The organism is Collinsella sp. Sow4_D11 (genome assembly GCF_052116465.1).
Lineage (GTDB): Bacteria > Actinomycetota > Coriobacteriia > Coriobacteriales > Coriobacteriaceae > Collinsella.
The window spans coordinates 1-14,779 of the sequence record NZ_JBQKLA010000005.1 but is presented as its reverse complement, the minus strand read 5'-3'; the positions used below and the strand labels follow the sequence as shown (position 1 = coordinate 14,779).

General features: G+C 59.4%; 12 protein-coding genes. All 12 read right to left on the bottom strand.

The genetic code is table 11. From position 1 onward, the window contains the following. Positions 1-47: 47 nt before the first annotated feature. The 12 genes from ACTQ40_RS03325 to ACTQ40_RS03270 all read right to left on the bottom strand — a co-directional run bounded on the left by ACTQ40_RS03325 (position 48) and on the right by ACTQ40_RS03270 (position 14,481). Entirely contained in the window at positions 48-365 is a 318-nt protein-coding gene (locus ACTQ40_RS03325; protein WP_118079896.1) for a stage V sporulation protein S, read from the bottom strand. A 74-nt stretch (positions 366-439) separates the two neighbouring features. After that, the gene (locus ACTQ40_RS03320) at positions 440-1,525 is read right to left on the bottom strand and encodes an ATP-binding protein (RefSeq protein ID WP_427795683.1); all 1,086 of its coding nucleotides are present in this window, start codon (positions 1,523-1,525) and stop codon (positions 440-442) included. Position 1,526: 1 nt separating this feature from the next. Beyond that, positions 1,527-3,080, bottom strand: coding sequence for a ribonuclease Y (gene rny, locus ACTQ40_RS03315; RefSeq protein WP_427795682.1), 1,554 nt, complete (start codon positions 3,078-3,080; stop codon positions 1,527-1,529). Between the two features lie 257 nt (positions 3,081-3,337). Then, positions 3,338-4,030 carry a regulatory protein RecX gene (locus tag ACTQ40_RS03310; RefSeq protein WP_154516334.1) on the bottom strand — a complete coding sequence of 231 codons (693 nt, stop codon included), beginning with the start codon at positions 4,028-4,030 and terminating at the stop codon, positions 3,338-3,340. Positions 4,031-4,041: 11 nt separating this feature from the next. Beyond that, positions 4,042-5,190 (bottom strand): recombinase RecA, encoded by a 1,149-nt coding sequence (gene recA / locus ACTQ40_RS03305; protein ID WP_154516331.1) that lies wholly within the window; start codon positions 5,188-5,190, stop codon positions 4,042-4,044. A gap of 257 nt (positions 5,191-5,447) precedes the next feature. Further along, a complete protein-coding gene (locus ACTQ40_RS03300; RefSeq protein WP_441563337.1) occupies positions 5,448-5,978 on the bottom strand; it encodes a CinA family protein in 531 nt (176 codons plus the stop codon). A 12-nt stretch (positions 5,979-5,990) separates the two neighbouring features. After that, positions 5,991-6,539, bottom strand: coding sequence for a CDP-diacylglycerol--glycerol-3-phosphate 3-phosphatidyltransferase (pgsA, locus tag ACTQ40_RS03295; RefSeq protein ID WP_229770672.1), 549 nt, complete (start codon positions 6,537-6,539; stop codon positions 5,991-5,993). Positions 6,540-6,638: 99 nt separating this feature from the next. Then, a complete protein-coding gene (gene rimO, locus ACTQ40_RS03290) occupies positions 6,639-7,988 on the bottom strand; it encodes a 30S ribosomal protein S12 methylthiotransferase RimO (protein ID WP_427748025.1) in 1,350 nt (449 codons plus the stop codon). A 26-nt stretch (positions 7,989-8,014) separates the two neighbouring features. Further along, positions 8,015-8,512 (bottom strand): YajQ family cyclic di-GMP-binding protein, encoded by a 498-nt coding sequence (locus ACTQ40_RS03285; RefSeq protein WP_427794768.1) that lies wholly within the window; start codon positions 8,510-8,512, stop codon positions 8,015-8,017. A 26-nt stretch (positions 8,513-8,538) separates the two neighbouring features. Then, positions 8,539-10,029 carry a RodZ domain-containing protein gene (locus tag ACTQ40_RS03280; protein WP_441563336.1) on the bottom strand — a complete coding sequence of 497 codons (1,491 nt, stop codon included), beginning with the start codon at positions 10,027-10,029 and terminating at the stop codon, positions 8,539-8,541. Beyond that, positions 10,029-12,809, bottom strand: coding sequence for a DNA translocase FtsK 4TM domain-containing protein (locus ACTQ40_RS03275; RefSeq protein WP_441563335.1), 2,781 nt, complete (start codon positions 12,807-12,809; stop codon positions 10,029-10,031). The genes ACTQ40_RS03280 and ACTQ40_RS03275 overlap by 1 nt, the downstream gene beginning before the upstream one ends. A 1-nt stretch (position 12,810) precedes the next feature. Beyond that, on the bottom strand, positions 12,811-14,481 hold the full coding sequence (locus ACTQ40_RS03270; RefSeq protein ID WP_117654800.1) for a ribonuclease J: 1,671 nt from the start codon (positions 14,479-14,481) through the stop codon (positions 12,811-12,813). Between the last annotated feature and the right edge of the window lie 298 nt (positions 14,482-14,779).

Sequence of the window (14,779 nt, the reverse complement as noted above, 5' to 3'; positions counted from 1 at the left end):
ATGATATCGACGGGGCACAAAGGTGCTAAAAACGTGCGAAAACTCGCTTACGCAACAGGCTTAACGTCGTCCATGACGACATTGTCCATAGCAGCCCGATTAATCTGGTGAACGTAGATAGAGAGACGGATTGCCGTGCGAGACTCCCCGTTAATGAGGATGTCAGAGAACACCGGCGCACAAGAGACATCAAAGCCAGTAGGGATCAAAAAACCTCGCGCAATGGCAACGGCCTTTATGGCCTGGTTGACGGCGCCGGCACCGACGCACTGAATGTTGACGGGAACGCCATCTTTGACCATACCGGCAATGGCGCCGGCAACGGACGCGGGCGATGATTTGCTTGATACCTTCAGGCAATCCATGAAGAAACTCCTGCGTTTAAAAGTACGTTTTAACTGCAATAACTGTATCGTACCGAGCGGACTCGGTAAAGATGCTACTCCTCTTTGGCAAGATCGAACGTCACGGTGATGCGATCACGTGAAACGCGAATCTTAGGGTCGCCGCACAGATTGAGGTAATACCGGGCGGCGAGGTCATTGAAGTCGCGCTCAACAGCACGCGAAAACTGCGCCATGTCATCCTTGGCAATGCGAAGGCCTCGACGGTCCTTGGCAAGATCGACTGGAGCCGGCAATTGCGAGGTGGAATCGCGCTCGCGCAGCAGACGCGCGCACACACCGCGAACGGGCTTAATCTGTCCCGAAAGAATACGGTGGGCAGTACGCTCGGACATCTCGAGACCCAGCCCGGAGCAAATCCGGATAAAGTCCTCGGCATCCGAAGCGAGACCTAAACGATCGATAACCGGAAGCTCACACTCGTCATCGATAAAGAGCAGGCGTGACGTATCGAGACGACTGGAAGCCTGGGCGTACAGGGTCGCAGCGATCTCGGACGGAGAGCCCAGATACACGTCGCAGTCGCGCAGCTCCTCAAGGGCAAACTCGCAGGCTGCGCGAATGATGTTGTGAGGACCACGAGCGCATACATAGCGGCCGTCTTCGTCTTTAACCGCCTGAGGCCAGCTCGACTGGTCGGCGCGCTCAGCCAAGCGATCGGTGTCAACGCACACCTTAAACGCTGAGCCCAAATCGACGCCCGATGTAACAACGCGTGCCTCATCGGTGTTCTGCTTGATAGAGAACAGCGCCATACCACGACCGTGAACACCCCAACGGTCCATCTTCATGCTCTCGAGCTTGGAGGTGACACGGGCATCGAAGATACGCTCCTGCATATCCTGCGGCACACCCGAACCGTTATCCAGGAAGAGGAGGGTACGAACACCCTCCTCCTTGGTCGTGGCTAGATAGACCTTATCGGCTCCGGCATCGCGAGCATTACGCAGCATCTCGATGACAATGTCCTCTACATGCTGAATGTCATGCTTGGCCTGACGGCGCTCGGCCTCCGAAACGCGGAGGCGGACATACCCCTCGCCAAGGTTTTCCTCGACGCGAAGGTTGCCCTCCCCCGACATCGACGCGATAAATGAGATGAGCTCGTTCGCGTCGTTCATGTTATTTAGCGATATCGACGGCACGGCTCTCGCGAATCACGACAACGCGCACCTGACCGGGATACTCCATCTCTTCCTCGATCTGATGGGCGATATCGTGCGCAAGCACCGTGGACTGGGCATCGGAAATCTTGTCCGGCTGAACCATGACATGGACCTCGCGACCGGCCTGCATAGCATAGGTACGCTCGACGCCGTCATGAGAGTTGGCAATCTCCTCGAGCTTCTCAAGGCGCTTAATGTAGCTCTCGGCCGACTCGCGACGGGCGCCGGGACGAGAAGCGGAAACAGCATCGGCAGCCTGGACCAGAACGTCGAGCACCGTGTTGGGATCGACATCGGCATGATGGGCCTCGATTGCGTGGACGATAACGGGCTTCTCGCCATAACGGCGGGCAAGCTCGGCACCAATCACAGCATGCGGACCCTCAACGTCGTGGTCGATGGCCTTGCCCAGGTCATGCAAAAGACCCGCGCGCTTGGCGGTCACAACATCCAGACCAAGCTCGGAGGCCATGATGCCGCACAGGTCGGAGACCTCAAGCGAGTGCTGTAGCACGTTCTGACCAAACGAGGTGCGGTAGCGCAGAGCGCCCAGGGTTTTGACGATCTCGGGATGCAGGTCGTGGATTCCGGTATCGAAGGCGGCCTGCTCGCCGGCTTCGAGCACACGCTGCTGAACCAACTCAGCGGCCTTGTGGTACATCTCCTCGATGCGGGCGGGGTGAATACGACCGTCGGCAATGAGGTTCTCGAGCGCCACGCGGGCGGTCTCACGACGGACCGGATCAAAGCTCGAAAGCACGACAGTCTCGGGGGTGTCGTCGATCACAAGGTTGACGCCGGAAACCTGCTCGAAAGTACGGATGTTACGACCCTCGCGACCGATGATGCGGCCCTTAAGGTCATCGGAGGGAATATGAACGGACGTGACGGTGACCTCGGCGGTATGGTCGGCGGCACAACGCTGGATCGCCAGGGAGAGAATCTCCTGAGCAGTCTTGTGGCACTCGGCGCGGACCTGTTGCTCGGACTCACGGATGATGGTGGCCGCCTCATGGGTAACCTCGCCGCGGACCTTGTCGAGCAGCTCCTTGTGAGCATCCTCGCGCGTAAGGTCGGCAATACGCTCGAGCTCGGAGGTCTGCTTGGCGCAAAGCTCCTCAAGTTCGCGAGAGCGCTTCTCGACCTGACCGGCCTGGCTGGACAGCTGATGCTCGCGTTTATCGAGCGCATCGTTGCGTCGGTCGAGCGATTCCTCGCGCTGCATCACGCGATTTTCGAGCGCGCGAATCTCGCTCTTACGCTGCTTGTCCTCGGCCTCGGCGGCCTGTTTGTTCTTGATGATCTCTTCCTTAGCCTCGAGCAGAGCCTCTTTTTTGAGGGTCTCGGCCTGACGCTTAGCATCACCGATCAGGGACTCTGCCTGCGCGTGTGCCGACTGAATCTTTTCTTCGGCCTCGTGAAGACTACCCTGCTTGGCGGTGCGCATGTAGGCAATGGCGACGATGGCACCCAAAACAATGCCAACGAGCGCTGCAATGATAGGCGGCATGCTCACTCCTTTTTATGGATTCGTTACACAACAAAGCGAACCGTCCATACGAACGGCTCGCGACATTTGAGTAATATGGGCGCAGCTTATGCGGGTCGGATACAGATAAACATATAAACAAACTCATCGCAGATGAGCACATATCACAATGCAAATGACAGTAATTATCCTACGTTGAACCGCAACAACTGTCAAATTAACGCACCCAGCACGGCGCCTATCGAGCGGTGAACGGCAGGAGCGTAACGTGCGCATGCTTAAACGTCGCATTTCTCGCTTAAGGCATCAAGGCGCGCCTTAACGGCATCCGCGGCAATGTGATAGGAAAAGCCCTTGCCCATCAAAAATCTGACGAGCTTTTCGAATGCACGTGCCTCGGGAACGCGACGCTTAGCGAGCAAAGCCGATGCGCGAGCCAAGTCGTCATCCTCGGCAAAATAAGCCTCGGGATACCCTGGAATCTCATCAAGTGCAACATGGCGACGCTTGAGTTCAGTCTCGATTTTGCGCTGCCCCCAACCACGACGCTTACGCTCCTCGATAAAGTACGAGCAAAAGCGGTTCTCATCTAAAAAACGATACTCGATGGCACGATTGACGGCAAAGTCGATCGCGGGCTGACGAAAGCCATAGCGCGCCAACTTATCGCGCACCTCGCCCGTAGCATGATCACGACGCGAAAGCATCTCGGTCACCATGGTGAGCGCACATTTGCATTCGATAAGCTGTACCGCCTCGCGAAAGTCATCCCAGTCGCAGGGAAGATCGAGACGGTTCTGAACGTACACACGTGCCACACGCACGGGAATCCAAATGGACCGTTCAAAACCGCCCTCCAGATCGCAATCGATATGTGCACAGGGCTTTTTAGACGCATAACCGCTCGAGAACGAGGAGGCCGTCTTCTTATCCGGAAAAACGACCCTAGCCTCGGTCACCGTATACGACATGTCGGCATCCGTTACTCGTCGTCATCGTCGAGCATCGCGGAGCCATCGATGGCATACAGCTCGTCAAACTCCTCGGGGGCGGGCTGATCGGTCAACTCAACCTCGGAGGGGGCATCATCGTCATACTCAAGACCGCAGGCAAGGCGAACCTTGTGCTCGATCTCGTCGGCGCAATCGGGATGCTCGCGCAGGAACGTCTTAGCGGCCTCGCGACCGTTGCCGAGTTTGTCCTCACCATAGGCAAACCAAGACCCCATCTTTTTGCATATGCCGCACTCGACAGCCATATCCAGAATCGAGCCCTCTTTAGAAATGCCGGTGCCATACATGATGTCAAATTCGGCCGAGCGGAACGGAGCAGCCACCTTGTTCTTAACGACCTTGGCGCGTACGCGATTGCCGATAACCTCGTCCTTAAGCTTGATGGTATCGATTTTGCGAATATCGATACGCACGGAAGAGAAGAACTTGAGTGCGCGGCCGCCTGTGGTGGTCTCGGGGTTGCCGAACATGACGCCGATCTTCTCGCGCAATTGGTTAATGAATATGCAGGTTGTGTTGGACTTGGCAAGCGAGCCGGCGAGCTTGCGGAGCGCCTGACTCATCAAGCGAGCCTGCAGACCCACCGTCGTGTCACCGATCTCGCCCTCGATTTCGGCACGTGGAGTCAAAGCGGCAACAGAGTCGACGACGATGGCGTCGATGGCACCGGAACGCACAAGCATGTCAACGATCTCGAGCGCCTGTTCGCCCGTATCGGGCTGGGAAATCAGCACCTCGTCGATATCGACGCCGATGCGCGCGGCGTAGGTGGGATCAAGCGCATGCTCAGCGTCGATAAAAGCCACGACACCGCCCATGGCCTGAGCCTCTGCAAGAATCTCGAGCGAAAGCGTTGTCTTACCGGAGGACTCGGGGCCATAAATCTCAACGATACGGCCGCGTGGCACGCCGCCGATACCCAATGCGGCATCGAGCGCCAGAGAGCCCGTCGGAATAGCCTCGACCTCGAGCTCGGGACCGCCGTCGCCATACCTCATAATAGAGCCCTGGCCGAACTTCTTCTCGATCTCGGCCTTGGTAGTGGCGATCATCTCGTCGCGCTCTTTACCCGTCGTGCGCGTATGAACGGTACGTACGGGACCTGAATTCTTGGCCATGAATAGCCCTCCTCTTAACAACCTGAATCGATGATAAACGAACGGCTGTTCGTGGTCAACCGTTCAGGTTCATCATATGCACCCGTCCATTCCAAAACCCGACCAAACGCCGACCAAACGCCGACCAAAAGCTTGACCATGCCAATCGCAAATACGAGTGCTCGTACAAATTAAAGACATGTGCCAGCGCAAGCGCATTCATTGCCAAAGGTCCCTATCTCCACAATTAAGGGGCCCTAAGGCCCCTTAAAACACGTCTATTCCATGGAATTGAGCACGCGGACAATGCGTTCCAAAGCCTCAGCGACCGCATAGGCACGGACGCACGACCGATCACCCTCGTAGTGACAGCGCGCAGACTCAACGACCGTCGCTCCCCCATCGGCCGCACGATACGCCCAGCCGATATAGAACGTGCCGGCGGGGTCTTGCTCGGTACCGCCGCCAGGCCCAGCGTAGCCCGTTGCGCTCACGGCGACATCGCTCTGATAGAGGTCCAGCGAGCCCGCGGCCATCTCACGCGCCGTCTGTTGCGACACGGCGCTAAACCGATCGAGTGTTTCCTGCTCGACGCCGAGCACGCGATGTTTGATCTCATCGCAGTAGGTCACCGCACCGCCACGAAGCACCGCCGAGGCACCCGGGATATCGGCAATCGTCGAGGCGATCATGCCCGCCGTCAGCGACTCCGCCGTCGACACCGTCACGCCACGGGCACTCGCGCGCTCGACAATATCGCGCGCCAGCTCCTCGTTGTTTGCGGCGATCTGCAAATAAGACTCCGTCATACCCACCAGGACCTAGACCGAAAAGACGATCTTGCGGCAGTTCCAGAAGTACTGGGCACCCGAGATAATGGTCAAAATGACAGCGATGACGTACAGGAAGCGCGACACCGAATAGACACCGAGCAGCAACGACGCCGGCCCCAGCTGAAGACCGGCCATCGCAAAGACGCACAGATAGCCACAGATGGAGACCATCGTGGTCGCCGTCTTGTACTTGCCGAGCTTATCGGCGGCAACGACCACACCGGCAGCACTCGCGACCATGCGAAGTGCGCTCACCAACAGCTCGCGGAACAGGATAATGAACACGGACCACACGGTCACCGCGCCAAAATCCAAGAACAGCAGCAAGGCCGAGAACACCAGCAACTTGTCGGCGATGGGGTCCAAGAACTTGCCGAAATCGGTGATCTCGTTGCGTGAGCGCGCCAGATAGCCGTCGACCTTATCGGTGCACGACAGGATCACATACAGAATGAAGGCAGCGGCGGCGAGCGGGCCGTCGAAGGTGCTCCAGTCCGTACCGGCAACGCTCGCGTGAGACAGGGCCGAGACGATCATGAACACCGGAATAAAGACGATGCGAACACACGTCACGATGTTGGCGGGCGTCCAAACGCTCGTCAGTTCCTTATTGCTCTCGTTTGCCACGACGCTCTCCTACTCCACAACATGGCCGATAAGCTCATAGCAGAAGCTATCGGTAAACTCGACGGTCAAAATATCGCCCACGGACGCCTCGCTGGCGTCCAGATGCACCGCGCCATCGGAATCGGGCGCCTGGAACCAGGCATGACCAATCAGCTCGGCGCCGTCCTCGGTCTCCTCGATACCGTCGACGATTACCTGGGCGCGCTCGCCCACATGGGCTGCCGTGGCGGCAAAACCCAGCGACTCGGCCAGATCCATGGCCTCCTGGGCGCGCTCGAGCTTGACCTCCTCATCGACCTGGCCCTCCATATTGGCGGCCAGGCTGCCCTCCTCCCGCGAGTAGGCAAAGACGCTCGTATAGTCAAAGCCGACGGTGTCCATAAAGTCGATAAGATCACGGAACTCGTCGTCGGTCTCGGTCGGAAAGCCGACCATGGCCGTGGAGCGAATCACGATGCCGGGGATACGATCACGAAGATCGCGGAACAGTTCCTCGAGCTCCTGACGCGAACCGGAGCGACGCATGGCCTTGAGGATGCGCGCGTCGCAGTGCTGCACGGGGATATCGATATAGGGCAATACCTCGGGCGTATCGCGAATCGTCTCGATAAGCTCGTCGGTCATGCCCTCGGGCTGCAGATAGAGCACGCGAACCCAGACGTTGTGCGGGCGTACAGCCTCGGCGACGGCGCGCAGCAGCTGCGCCAGATTGCGCGGTGAGGCCTCAGCGGCGTCCTCATCGGCAAAGTCGGTGCCCCAAATGCCCGTGTCCTGGCCGATCAGCACGATCTCGCGCACACCGCCGGCAACCAGGTCGCGCACCTCGGAGATAATGCTTTCGGCATTGCGCGAATGATAGCGACCGCGAATGTAGGGAATCATGCAGAAGCTGCAAAAACGATTGCAGCCATCGGAGATCTTGACGTAGGCGACAGCGCCCTCGACGGTACGCTTGACCTGCGGGATATAGGCAGCGATTTCACGCTCCACACCAAGAACGCCATCGATGACAGAGACGATACCGTCTTCCTCATCGGCCTTCACAAATGCCGCGACCTCGGGCAGCTCGTCGGGCAGGTCGTCGCCGTAACGAGACGGCACGCAACCGCACATGACAATGGGGCAGGAGCGAACGCCGTCCTGCACCTCGTTAGCGAGCTCGAGCGTGGTCTCGATGCTCTCAGACGTCGCCGAGGTAAGAAACGAGCACGTATTGACAATGGCGATATCGGCATCCTGAGGATCGAATGCCTCCTCGTAGCCCGCAGCGGCCAGCAGCGAACGCATGCGGTCGGTATCGACCTCGTTCTTGGCGCAGCCAAGCGTGATATAGAGTACGGAACCCAACGGAGTATCCATGTTGGAAAGCGGTCCTTTCGAGTAAATTAGCGGTAGTTGGTAAACTGCAGCGGCTGGCCGTAGTCCTGGTCGCGCAGGAACTGAATCACCGTCTGTAAAGCGTCCTTAGAAGCCGAGGAAACGCGCAGCTTATCGGCCTCGATGGTCACCTTGACCTTAAGCTTTTGATCCTTGATGTCTTTATTGATCTTCTTTGCGGTCGTCTGGTCGATGCCCTCGACGATATGACCGAGCACGCGCACGGTACCGCCCGAAGCCGCCTGCGGGGCGTCCCAAGAGACAGCCTTGAGGTCGATACCGCGCTTGATGAGCTTGGAGCTCAAAACATCGATGATCTGCTTGGAGACAAAATCGGCCGGAGCGTTAATCGTAAAGAGCTTGTCGCCCTTCGAAAGCTCGATGGTGGCGCCGGAGTCTTTAAGGTCATAGCGCTGGGAAATCTCGCGGGCGGTCTGCTGGAAGGCGTTATCGACCTCCTGCATGTTAACCTCGGAAACAACGTCAAAGCTGGAATCTTTAGCCATGGTTCTTCCTTTCGGTACGGGGAGCCTTAGTAGCTGTCGTACGAATAGTCATCTGAATCGTTCACTGTCTGGCCGTCGGATGCCGTGTCGGTGCCGACGGTAGACTGGGCATCGGTGCCGTCGGCATTATCGGTACCGCCGGCATTATCGCCGTTCGCGGGGTCAGCGGTCTCCTTCTTGGGAACGGTAATGGTCACGCGCGCCACACCCGATGTCTTGGTGTCATAGCGAACCTTTTCACCATTCTTGGTGACCGTGACATCGGAGGGCTTGGACGTGGTGATCTCAATCGAGGACTCGGGCGTGTACTCCTGCTCAAAAGGACCGGTCGCTTGAGCGCCATAGACCGATTTACCGTCGACCTTGACCTCGATCCAGGCGGTCTTGCCCTTGGCAACAGAGACCTTGACCTTGGTGACCTCGTCCTCTTCCTTTTCCACCGTCGCCTTGGCAGCATCGGAACCGGCCGCATCCGTCGCCTCGTCGGCGTCTTCATCCTCGTCAGTGGATTCGGTCTTCTTGGAAGATTTCTTAGTCGTCGTCTTGGTAGCCACGGGTGTCTCGGGCGTCGACTCGGGTGCAGCAGAGCCGCAACCACGCAGGAGTACCACGATGAGCAAAATCAACAGCAGCACCACGGCACCGATGCCGACGTAAATAATGCGCGGATCGATCGTGTTGTATTGAGAGGCGCGCCCAACGCCGCGTCCGCGATTGGAGCTACCACGACCATTACCCTGCGGTATGCGGCCGCGACCGCTATCGGGACGACCACGATAGCTACTCTGGCGCTGCGAACCCCGCCGGCCCGGACGCGGCGCAAGCTCGCCACGGCCCTGATAGCCGCGCTGGCCAGAGCGAGGCACCGAAGAGCGCTGCCCATAGGGCTGGGATTGCGAACGGAGGCGCGGCGTCACCTGCGTGGTATCGGCGTCGGAATAGCCATCGCGGGAACGCCCGGCGGGTTCTCCGCGATAGCTACGACCGGAGTATCCGCCGTCGCCGTAACCGGCGCGAGGATCGCGACTCAACCCGCGAGCGGCGGGAAGCGCACGGTCATCTGGCAGGGGCGTACTGCGAAAACGATCTCGCTGAGAACGAATTTCCTCGCTGGAGCCCGTCTCGGTGATATAGCCCGCCTGCGGAGGGCGCTGGCCGTACCGTGTCGTACGACCACCCTGAACCATCAAAAAACGACCGTTATCGACCGAAGAACGCGAGTTAACGTAGCCGGCAGCATCCTGAAAACGACCGCCCTGCTGCGAGGTATCGCGTTCATATTCCATGAGGTCGTCAAAATAAGCGTTGACGACCTCGCGCGGGTTAAGCCCCAAAAAGCGAGCGTAGCTCGAAATCATGCCCTGCGCATAGCCACGCGGGGGCATCGATGCAAAGTTACCAGTCTCGAAAAACTCGATGATCTGCGGCCTGATTTTGATGGTGTTGGCGACCTGCTGGATGGAAAGGCCCATCCGGCGACGCTGCTCGAGCAGCATGTCACCAAAGCGTGCAGCCATCAGAATCCTCCAAACTCACGATCTTCACGTACCATCTCGGCGTCGACAGACTCCAGCGCGGCGAGCCCTTCGTCATCCAGCAGGACCTCGCGCGGCTTGGAACCGTCGGGCGGGCCGACGACGCCCTTTTCTTCCAGCATGTCCATAATACGCCCGGCGCGCGCATAGCCAACCTTGAGGCGGCGTTGCAGGCCAGATGTGGAGCCCAGCTGCGATTCCACCACAATATGGGCGGCCTCCCAGATAAGCGGGTCGTCATCCTGCGGCTCGGCAACGCCCGTGCGAACAATGCCGCCACCAGCCATGGGCATGGAAGCAGGCGCCACGGCAGACAGAATCTCCTCGTGGTAGTCGGGCTCGCTTTGCGACTTAACGAACTCGACGATCTCGTTGATCTCATCATCGGAGACAAAACAGCCCTGGATTCGGCGGGGCTTGCCCCAGTCGACCTTGGAGAACAGCATGTCGCCCAAACCGGTGAGCTTTTCGGCGCCCATCTGGTCGATAATGACGCGGGAATCGATGCCCGTGGCCACGTTAAAGGCGATACGATTGGTGATGTTGGCCTTAATGAGGCCCGTCACCACGTTGGAGCTGGGGCGCTGCGTAGCCACGATAAGGTGAATACCGGCGGCACGGCCCAGCTGGGCGATACGAACGATCGAGGCCTCGACATCCTTGCCGGCAACCATCATCAGGTCCGATAGCTCGTCGATGATAATGACCAGATAGGGCATCTTTTGCGGCGGGTTATCGTAGTGTTCGAACTCGCCGGCGGCCTGCTTTTCGTTATACGTCGAGATCTTGCGAACGTTGAGGCGCTCGAAGACCTTCAGGCGACGCTCCATCTCGGAAACAGCCCATTGCAAGGCACTCGCAGCCTGCTTGGGTTCGGTCACCACGGGCACATAGAGATGGGGCAGGCCGTTATAGCCGGCAAGCTCAACGCGCTTGGGATCGACCATGATCAAGCGAACGTCCTCGGGAAGCGCGCGCATGAGCAGGGTCGTGATGATGGAGTTGATCATGACCGACTTACCGGAACCGGTGGTACCGGCAATAAGCAAGTGGGGCATCTTGGCGAGGTCGGCGACAACCGGCGTACCCTCGGCATCGCGGCCGATGGCCAGCTCGAGCGGACCGCCCTTCACATAGGGAAGCACGTCGCCCAGGTTAACGTTCTGGCGCTTGCGATTGGGAATCTCGATACCCACAAGCGAGGTGCCGGGAATCGGCGCAAAGATTCGCACCGACTGGGCGGCAAGCGAAAGCGCGATATCGTCCTCGAGGCTCGAAATCTTGCTCACGCGCTCGCCCTCGCCGGGCTGCAGCTTAAAGGTCGTCACCGTGGGACCGGCAATCCAGCCGACGACGCGAGCGCTACGGCCAAACTCCAGCAACGTGGACTGCAGCGACTCGGCAGTCTGCTCCAACTCCTTGTCAGAAGACGCGGCGGACGCCGACTGCGGGTTGGCGTGCAGGATTTCGAGCGGCGGGAGTTTGAGGCCATCCTCTTGCTCGCCCTCGACATCGGCAGCGGTGCCGTCAGCTCCCCCATCGCCGGCTGCAACAGGAGCAGCGGAAGCCGTAGGGGTGGGGGCATCGGCAACCTTGGGGTGTTTCAGGAAATCGGGGATCTGCGGGGCAGCAGACACGGGGTTCACGGCAAACGGCGGCTCGGACTCGTCGACCTTGTCCGGGTCGTCTTCCATCGAAAGCTGTCCGGTGACCTGTCCTCGCCTGTCTTGGCGACGCGGCAGCAAAGTTGTCTTGGCGGTCTCGAGCGGACACTCGTCATCCTCGTCATCGCCCGCGGTGAGTTCGATTTCGCTATCGGACCAAGACGGGTCGGGCTCACTCGTGTTGAGCTTAGGCGCGGACTTGCCATGCTTGGCATGGCGACGCGGCAGCAGCGTGGTCTTGGCGCGCTCGGCCTCCACGGCCTCGGACACGTCGACAAACGGATCATCGTCCTCGTCATCATCGTCCAGAACAGGGTCCGCATCATTGCCCATGACCGTGGTCACGGCCATATCGGAGCCCTTCTGACGAAGAATGCTCAGGTGCGGACGGGCGACGCCGGGAACCGACAGGGCCTCTTCGTCGCCCCACGGGCTCGCATTGACATCGGCACGACGGCGCTCGGCAAAATCGGCAGCGCGATCGCGCGCAGAACGCAAAACGCCACCCACCGAAAAGCCGATGATGACAAAGCCAACGACGGCCAAACCCAACAGGACCACCATCGCGATAGGTTTACCCAGGGCATTCTGCAGCGCACTCGCAATAAACGCACCGATGTAGCCGCCCGAGGCGGACAGGTTTTGCGGCACAAACATGAGGTCGCACGAATCGCTCGTGCCCGGCACCATCAACGAAAGAATGGAGACGACGGCGATAAAGACAACGGCGCCACCCGCGACCGAGCGAATGTTGAGCGGCGAGTCCTCACCCAAAAAGAGCGTGGCGGCAAACAGCAAAATGACGATCGGCAGCACGTAGGCGCCCAGGCCAAAGCCAAGATGGTAGAAACCGGCAACCACTGCCGTCACGGGTGCCGTTGCCGGAGAAATCACGGCAATGAAAGACGCAATCGCCAAAACGGCAATAACCACGCCGGCGATATCGCGGTTGGCCGAAGGCTCGACCAGGGGCTCACAATCGTCGAACTCGGCCTCGTGGCCCTTATTGGCACGAAGATGGGAACCGGCACCCTTAGCAGATGCCGGTTGGTTGTTGGCTTTATTGCCTTTGGCGTTTTGTGCAGATCCGCGCGCCAAACTAAACCTCCATGACGACCGGGATGATCATCGGACGGGTGCGCGTACGGCTCCAAATGAAGTTGGAGAGCGAATCGCGCACGGCCTTGCGAATGGCATCGGAGCCGCTGCTCGTAAAGCTAAACTTGCCCTTCTCGATTGTCTTCATGATGGATGCGGAGGCATCCTCGGAGAACTGATCGTCGATGGCAAATGAAACGCCACGGCCCGAGAACTCGATAGCCTCGATTTTCTTATGCTTGAGCGAGACGATGGCGACAGCCGTGACCATACCGTCATTGGCGAGCTTCTGACGATCGCGCAGGACGATGGGGTCGGTATCACCGATGCGCAGGCCGTCGACGTAGACGACGCCGGATTCGACGGGCGTGCCGCGCTTGACAATACCACCGCGCATCTCGAGCGTGTCACCGTTATCGAGGATAAAGATGTGATCATCCTTAATACCCATCTTACGGGCAAGCTGGGCATGGGCTCGCAGGTGCACGGCCTCGCCGTGAACCGGCATAAAGTAGGTGGGCTTGGCCATGGCCATCAGAAGCTTGAGCTCCTCCTGGCTGCCGTGACCCGAGACATGGACGAGGGCGCGATTCTTATCCCACACGTCGCAGCCAAGCTTGGCCAGGCTGTTGACGACCTGCTGGACGGCCTTCTCGTTGCCGGGGACCGGCGTTGCCGAGAGGATGACGGTATCGCCCTCGTGGATGGAGAGCGTCTTGTGCTCGCCGTTGGCCATGCGGGACAGCGCCGACAGCGGCTCGCCCTGAGAGCCGGTGCACATGACGACAATCTTGTCGTCAGGCAGGTTATCGATATCGAAGGCATCGATGATATCGGCATCGTCGATGTTGAGGTAGCCCAGCTCGCGCGCCACGCGGGTGTTGGTGAGCATGGAACGTCCGGTCACGACGACCTTGCGGCCGCACTTGCGGGCGGCGTCGCAGATCTGCTGCAGGCGATGGATATGGCTCGAGAACGACGCGACGAACACGCGGCCCGGGGCATTCTTGATGGCGTGCAGCAAGTTGGGGCCGACTTCGGCCTCGGACTTGGTAAAGCCCGGAACCGTGGCGTTGGTGGAGTCAGAAAGCAACAGGTCGATGCCCTGCTTGGCAAAGCGACTGATGGCGGCATAATCGGGCGTGACGCCATCGATGGGCGTCTGGTCGAGCTTAAAGTCGCCCGTGTGCATAACGGTGCCCTGGTTGGTGCGAATGAATACGCCCAAAGCGCCCGGAATTGAGTGCGTCATAGAGAAGAAGTCGAGCGAAATGCCACCAAGATTGACATGGCTACCGCCCTTGACCTCGCGGAACTTGGGCGCGCGGATGCGGAACTCGGAAAGCTTGCCCTCGATGAAACCAAGCGTCAGCTTGCTCGAGAAGATGGGCACCTTGTTGTTGAGGTCCTGCAGCAGGTACGGAAGCGAACCGGTATGGTCCTCGTGGCCGTGGGTGACGATGATGCCGCGGAGCTTCTCCTCGTTCTCCAGAACATAGGTGTAGTCGGGAAGCACCAAATCGATACCGGGCTGGGAGTCGTCGGGGAACATAAGGCCGGCGTCGACGAGCACCATGTCGTCGCCGCACTCGAAGACCGTCATATTCTTGCCGATGCCGTCAAGGCCTCCGAGCGGAATGATCTTCAAGGGAGATGATTTTTTAGCTGCCATAGGTTCGTGCGGTTTCCTTTCTTCGAAACGGGTCTGGAACAACCGACGGGGCGCTTCTGGCAAACCGACCGCCGGGAACGTACAAACATGCATCACGGAGTCGATGCAGTAACCGCATTATGATACCCATTTGCCCACCAACAGACCACCCATGCATCAAAGCCCCATCCAAACCGGTCTATCCCGCCGGGGGGGGGGGGGGGGGGGGGGGGGGGGGGGGGGGGGGGGGGGGGGGGGGGGGGGGGGGGGGGGGGGGGGGGGGGGGGGGGGGGGGGGGGGGGGGGGGGGGGGGGGGGGG

Excerpts from the sequence above, each read along its gene's own strand:
- ACTQ40_RS03325 (WP_118079896.1), bottom strand. The coding sequence starts at position 365 with ATGGATTGCCTGAAGGTATCAAGCAAATCATCGCCCGCGTCCGTTGCC.
- ACTQ40_RS03320 (WP_427795683.1), bottom strand. The coding sequence starts at position 1,525 with ATGAACGACGCGAACGAGCTCATCTCATTTATCGCGTCGATGTCGGGG.
- rny (WP_427795682.1), bottom strand. The coding sequence starts at position 3,080 with ATGCCGCCTATCATTGCAGCGCTCGTTGGCATTGTTTTGGGTGCCATC.
- ACTQ40_RS03310 (WP_154516334.1), bottom strand. The coding sequence starts at position 4,030 with ATGTCGTATACGGTGACCGAGGCTAGGGTCGTTTTTCCGGATAAGAAG.
- recA (WP_154516331.1), bottom strand. The coding sequence starts at position 5,190 with ATGGCCAAGAATTCAGGTCCCGTACGTACCGTTCATACGCGCACGACG.
- ACTQ40_RS03300 (WP_441563337.1), bottom strand. The coding sequence starts at position 5,978 with ATGACGGAGTCTTATTTGCAGATCGCCGCAAACAACGAGGAGCTGGCG.
- pgsA (WP_229770672.1), bottom strand. The coding sequence starts at position 6,539 with ATGATCGTCTCGGCCCTGTCTCACGCGAGCGTTGCCGGTACGGACTGG.
- rimO (WP_427748025.1), bottom strand. The coding sequence starts at position 7,988 with ATGGATACTCCGTTGGGTTCCGTACTCTATATCACGCTTGGCTGCGCC.
- ACTQ40_RS03285 (WP_427794768.1), bottom strand. The coding sequence starts at position 8,512 with ATGGCTAAAGATTCCAGCTTTGACGTTGTTTCCGAGGTTAACATGCAG.
- ACTQ40_RS03280 (WP_441563336.1), bottom strand. The coding sequence starts at position 10,029 with ATGGCTGCACGCTTTGGTGACATGCTGCTCGAGCAGCGTCGCCGGATG.
- ACTQ40_RS03270 (WP_117654800.1), bottom strand. The coding sequence starts at position 14,481 with ATGGCAGCTAAAAAATCATCTCCCTTGAAGATCATTCCGCTCGGAGGC.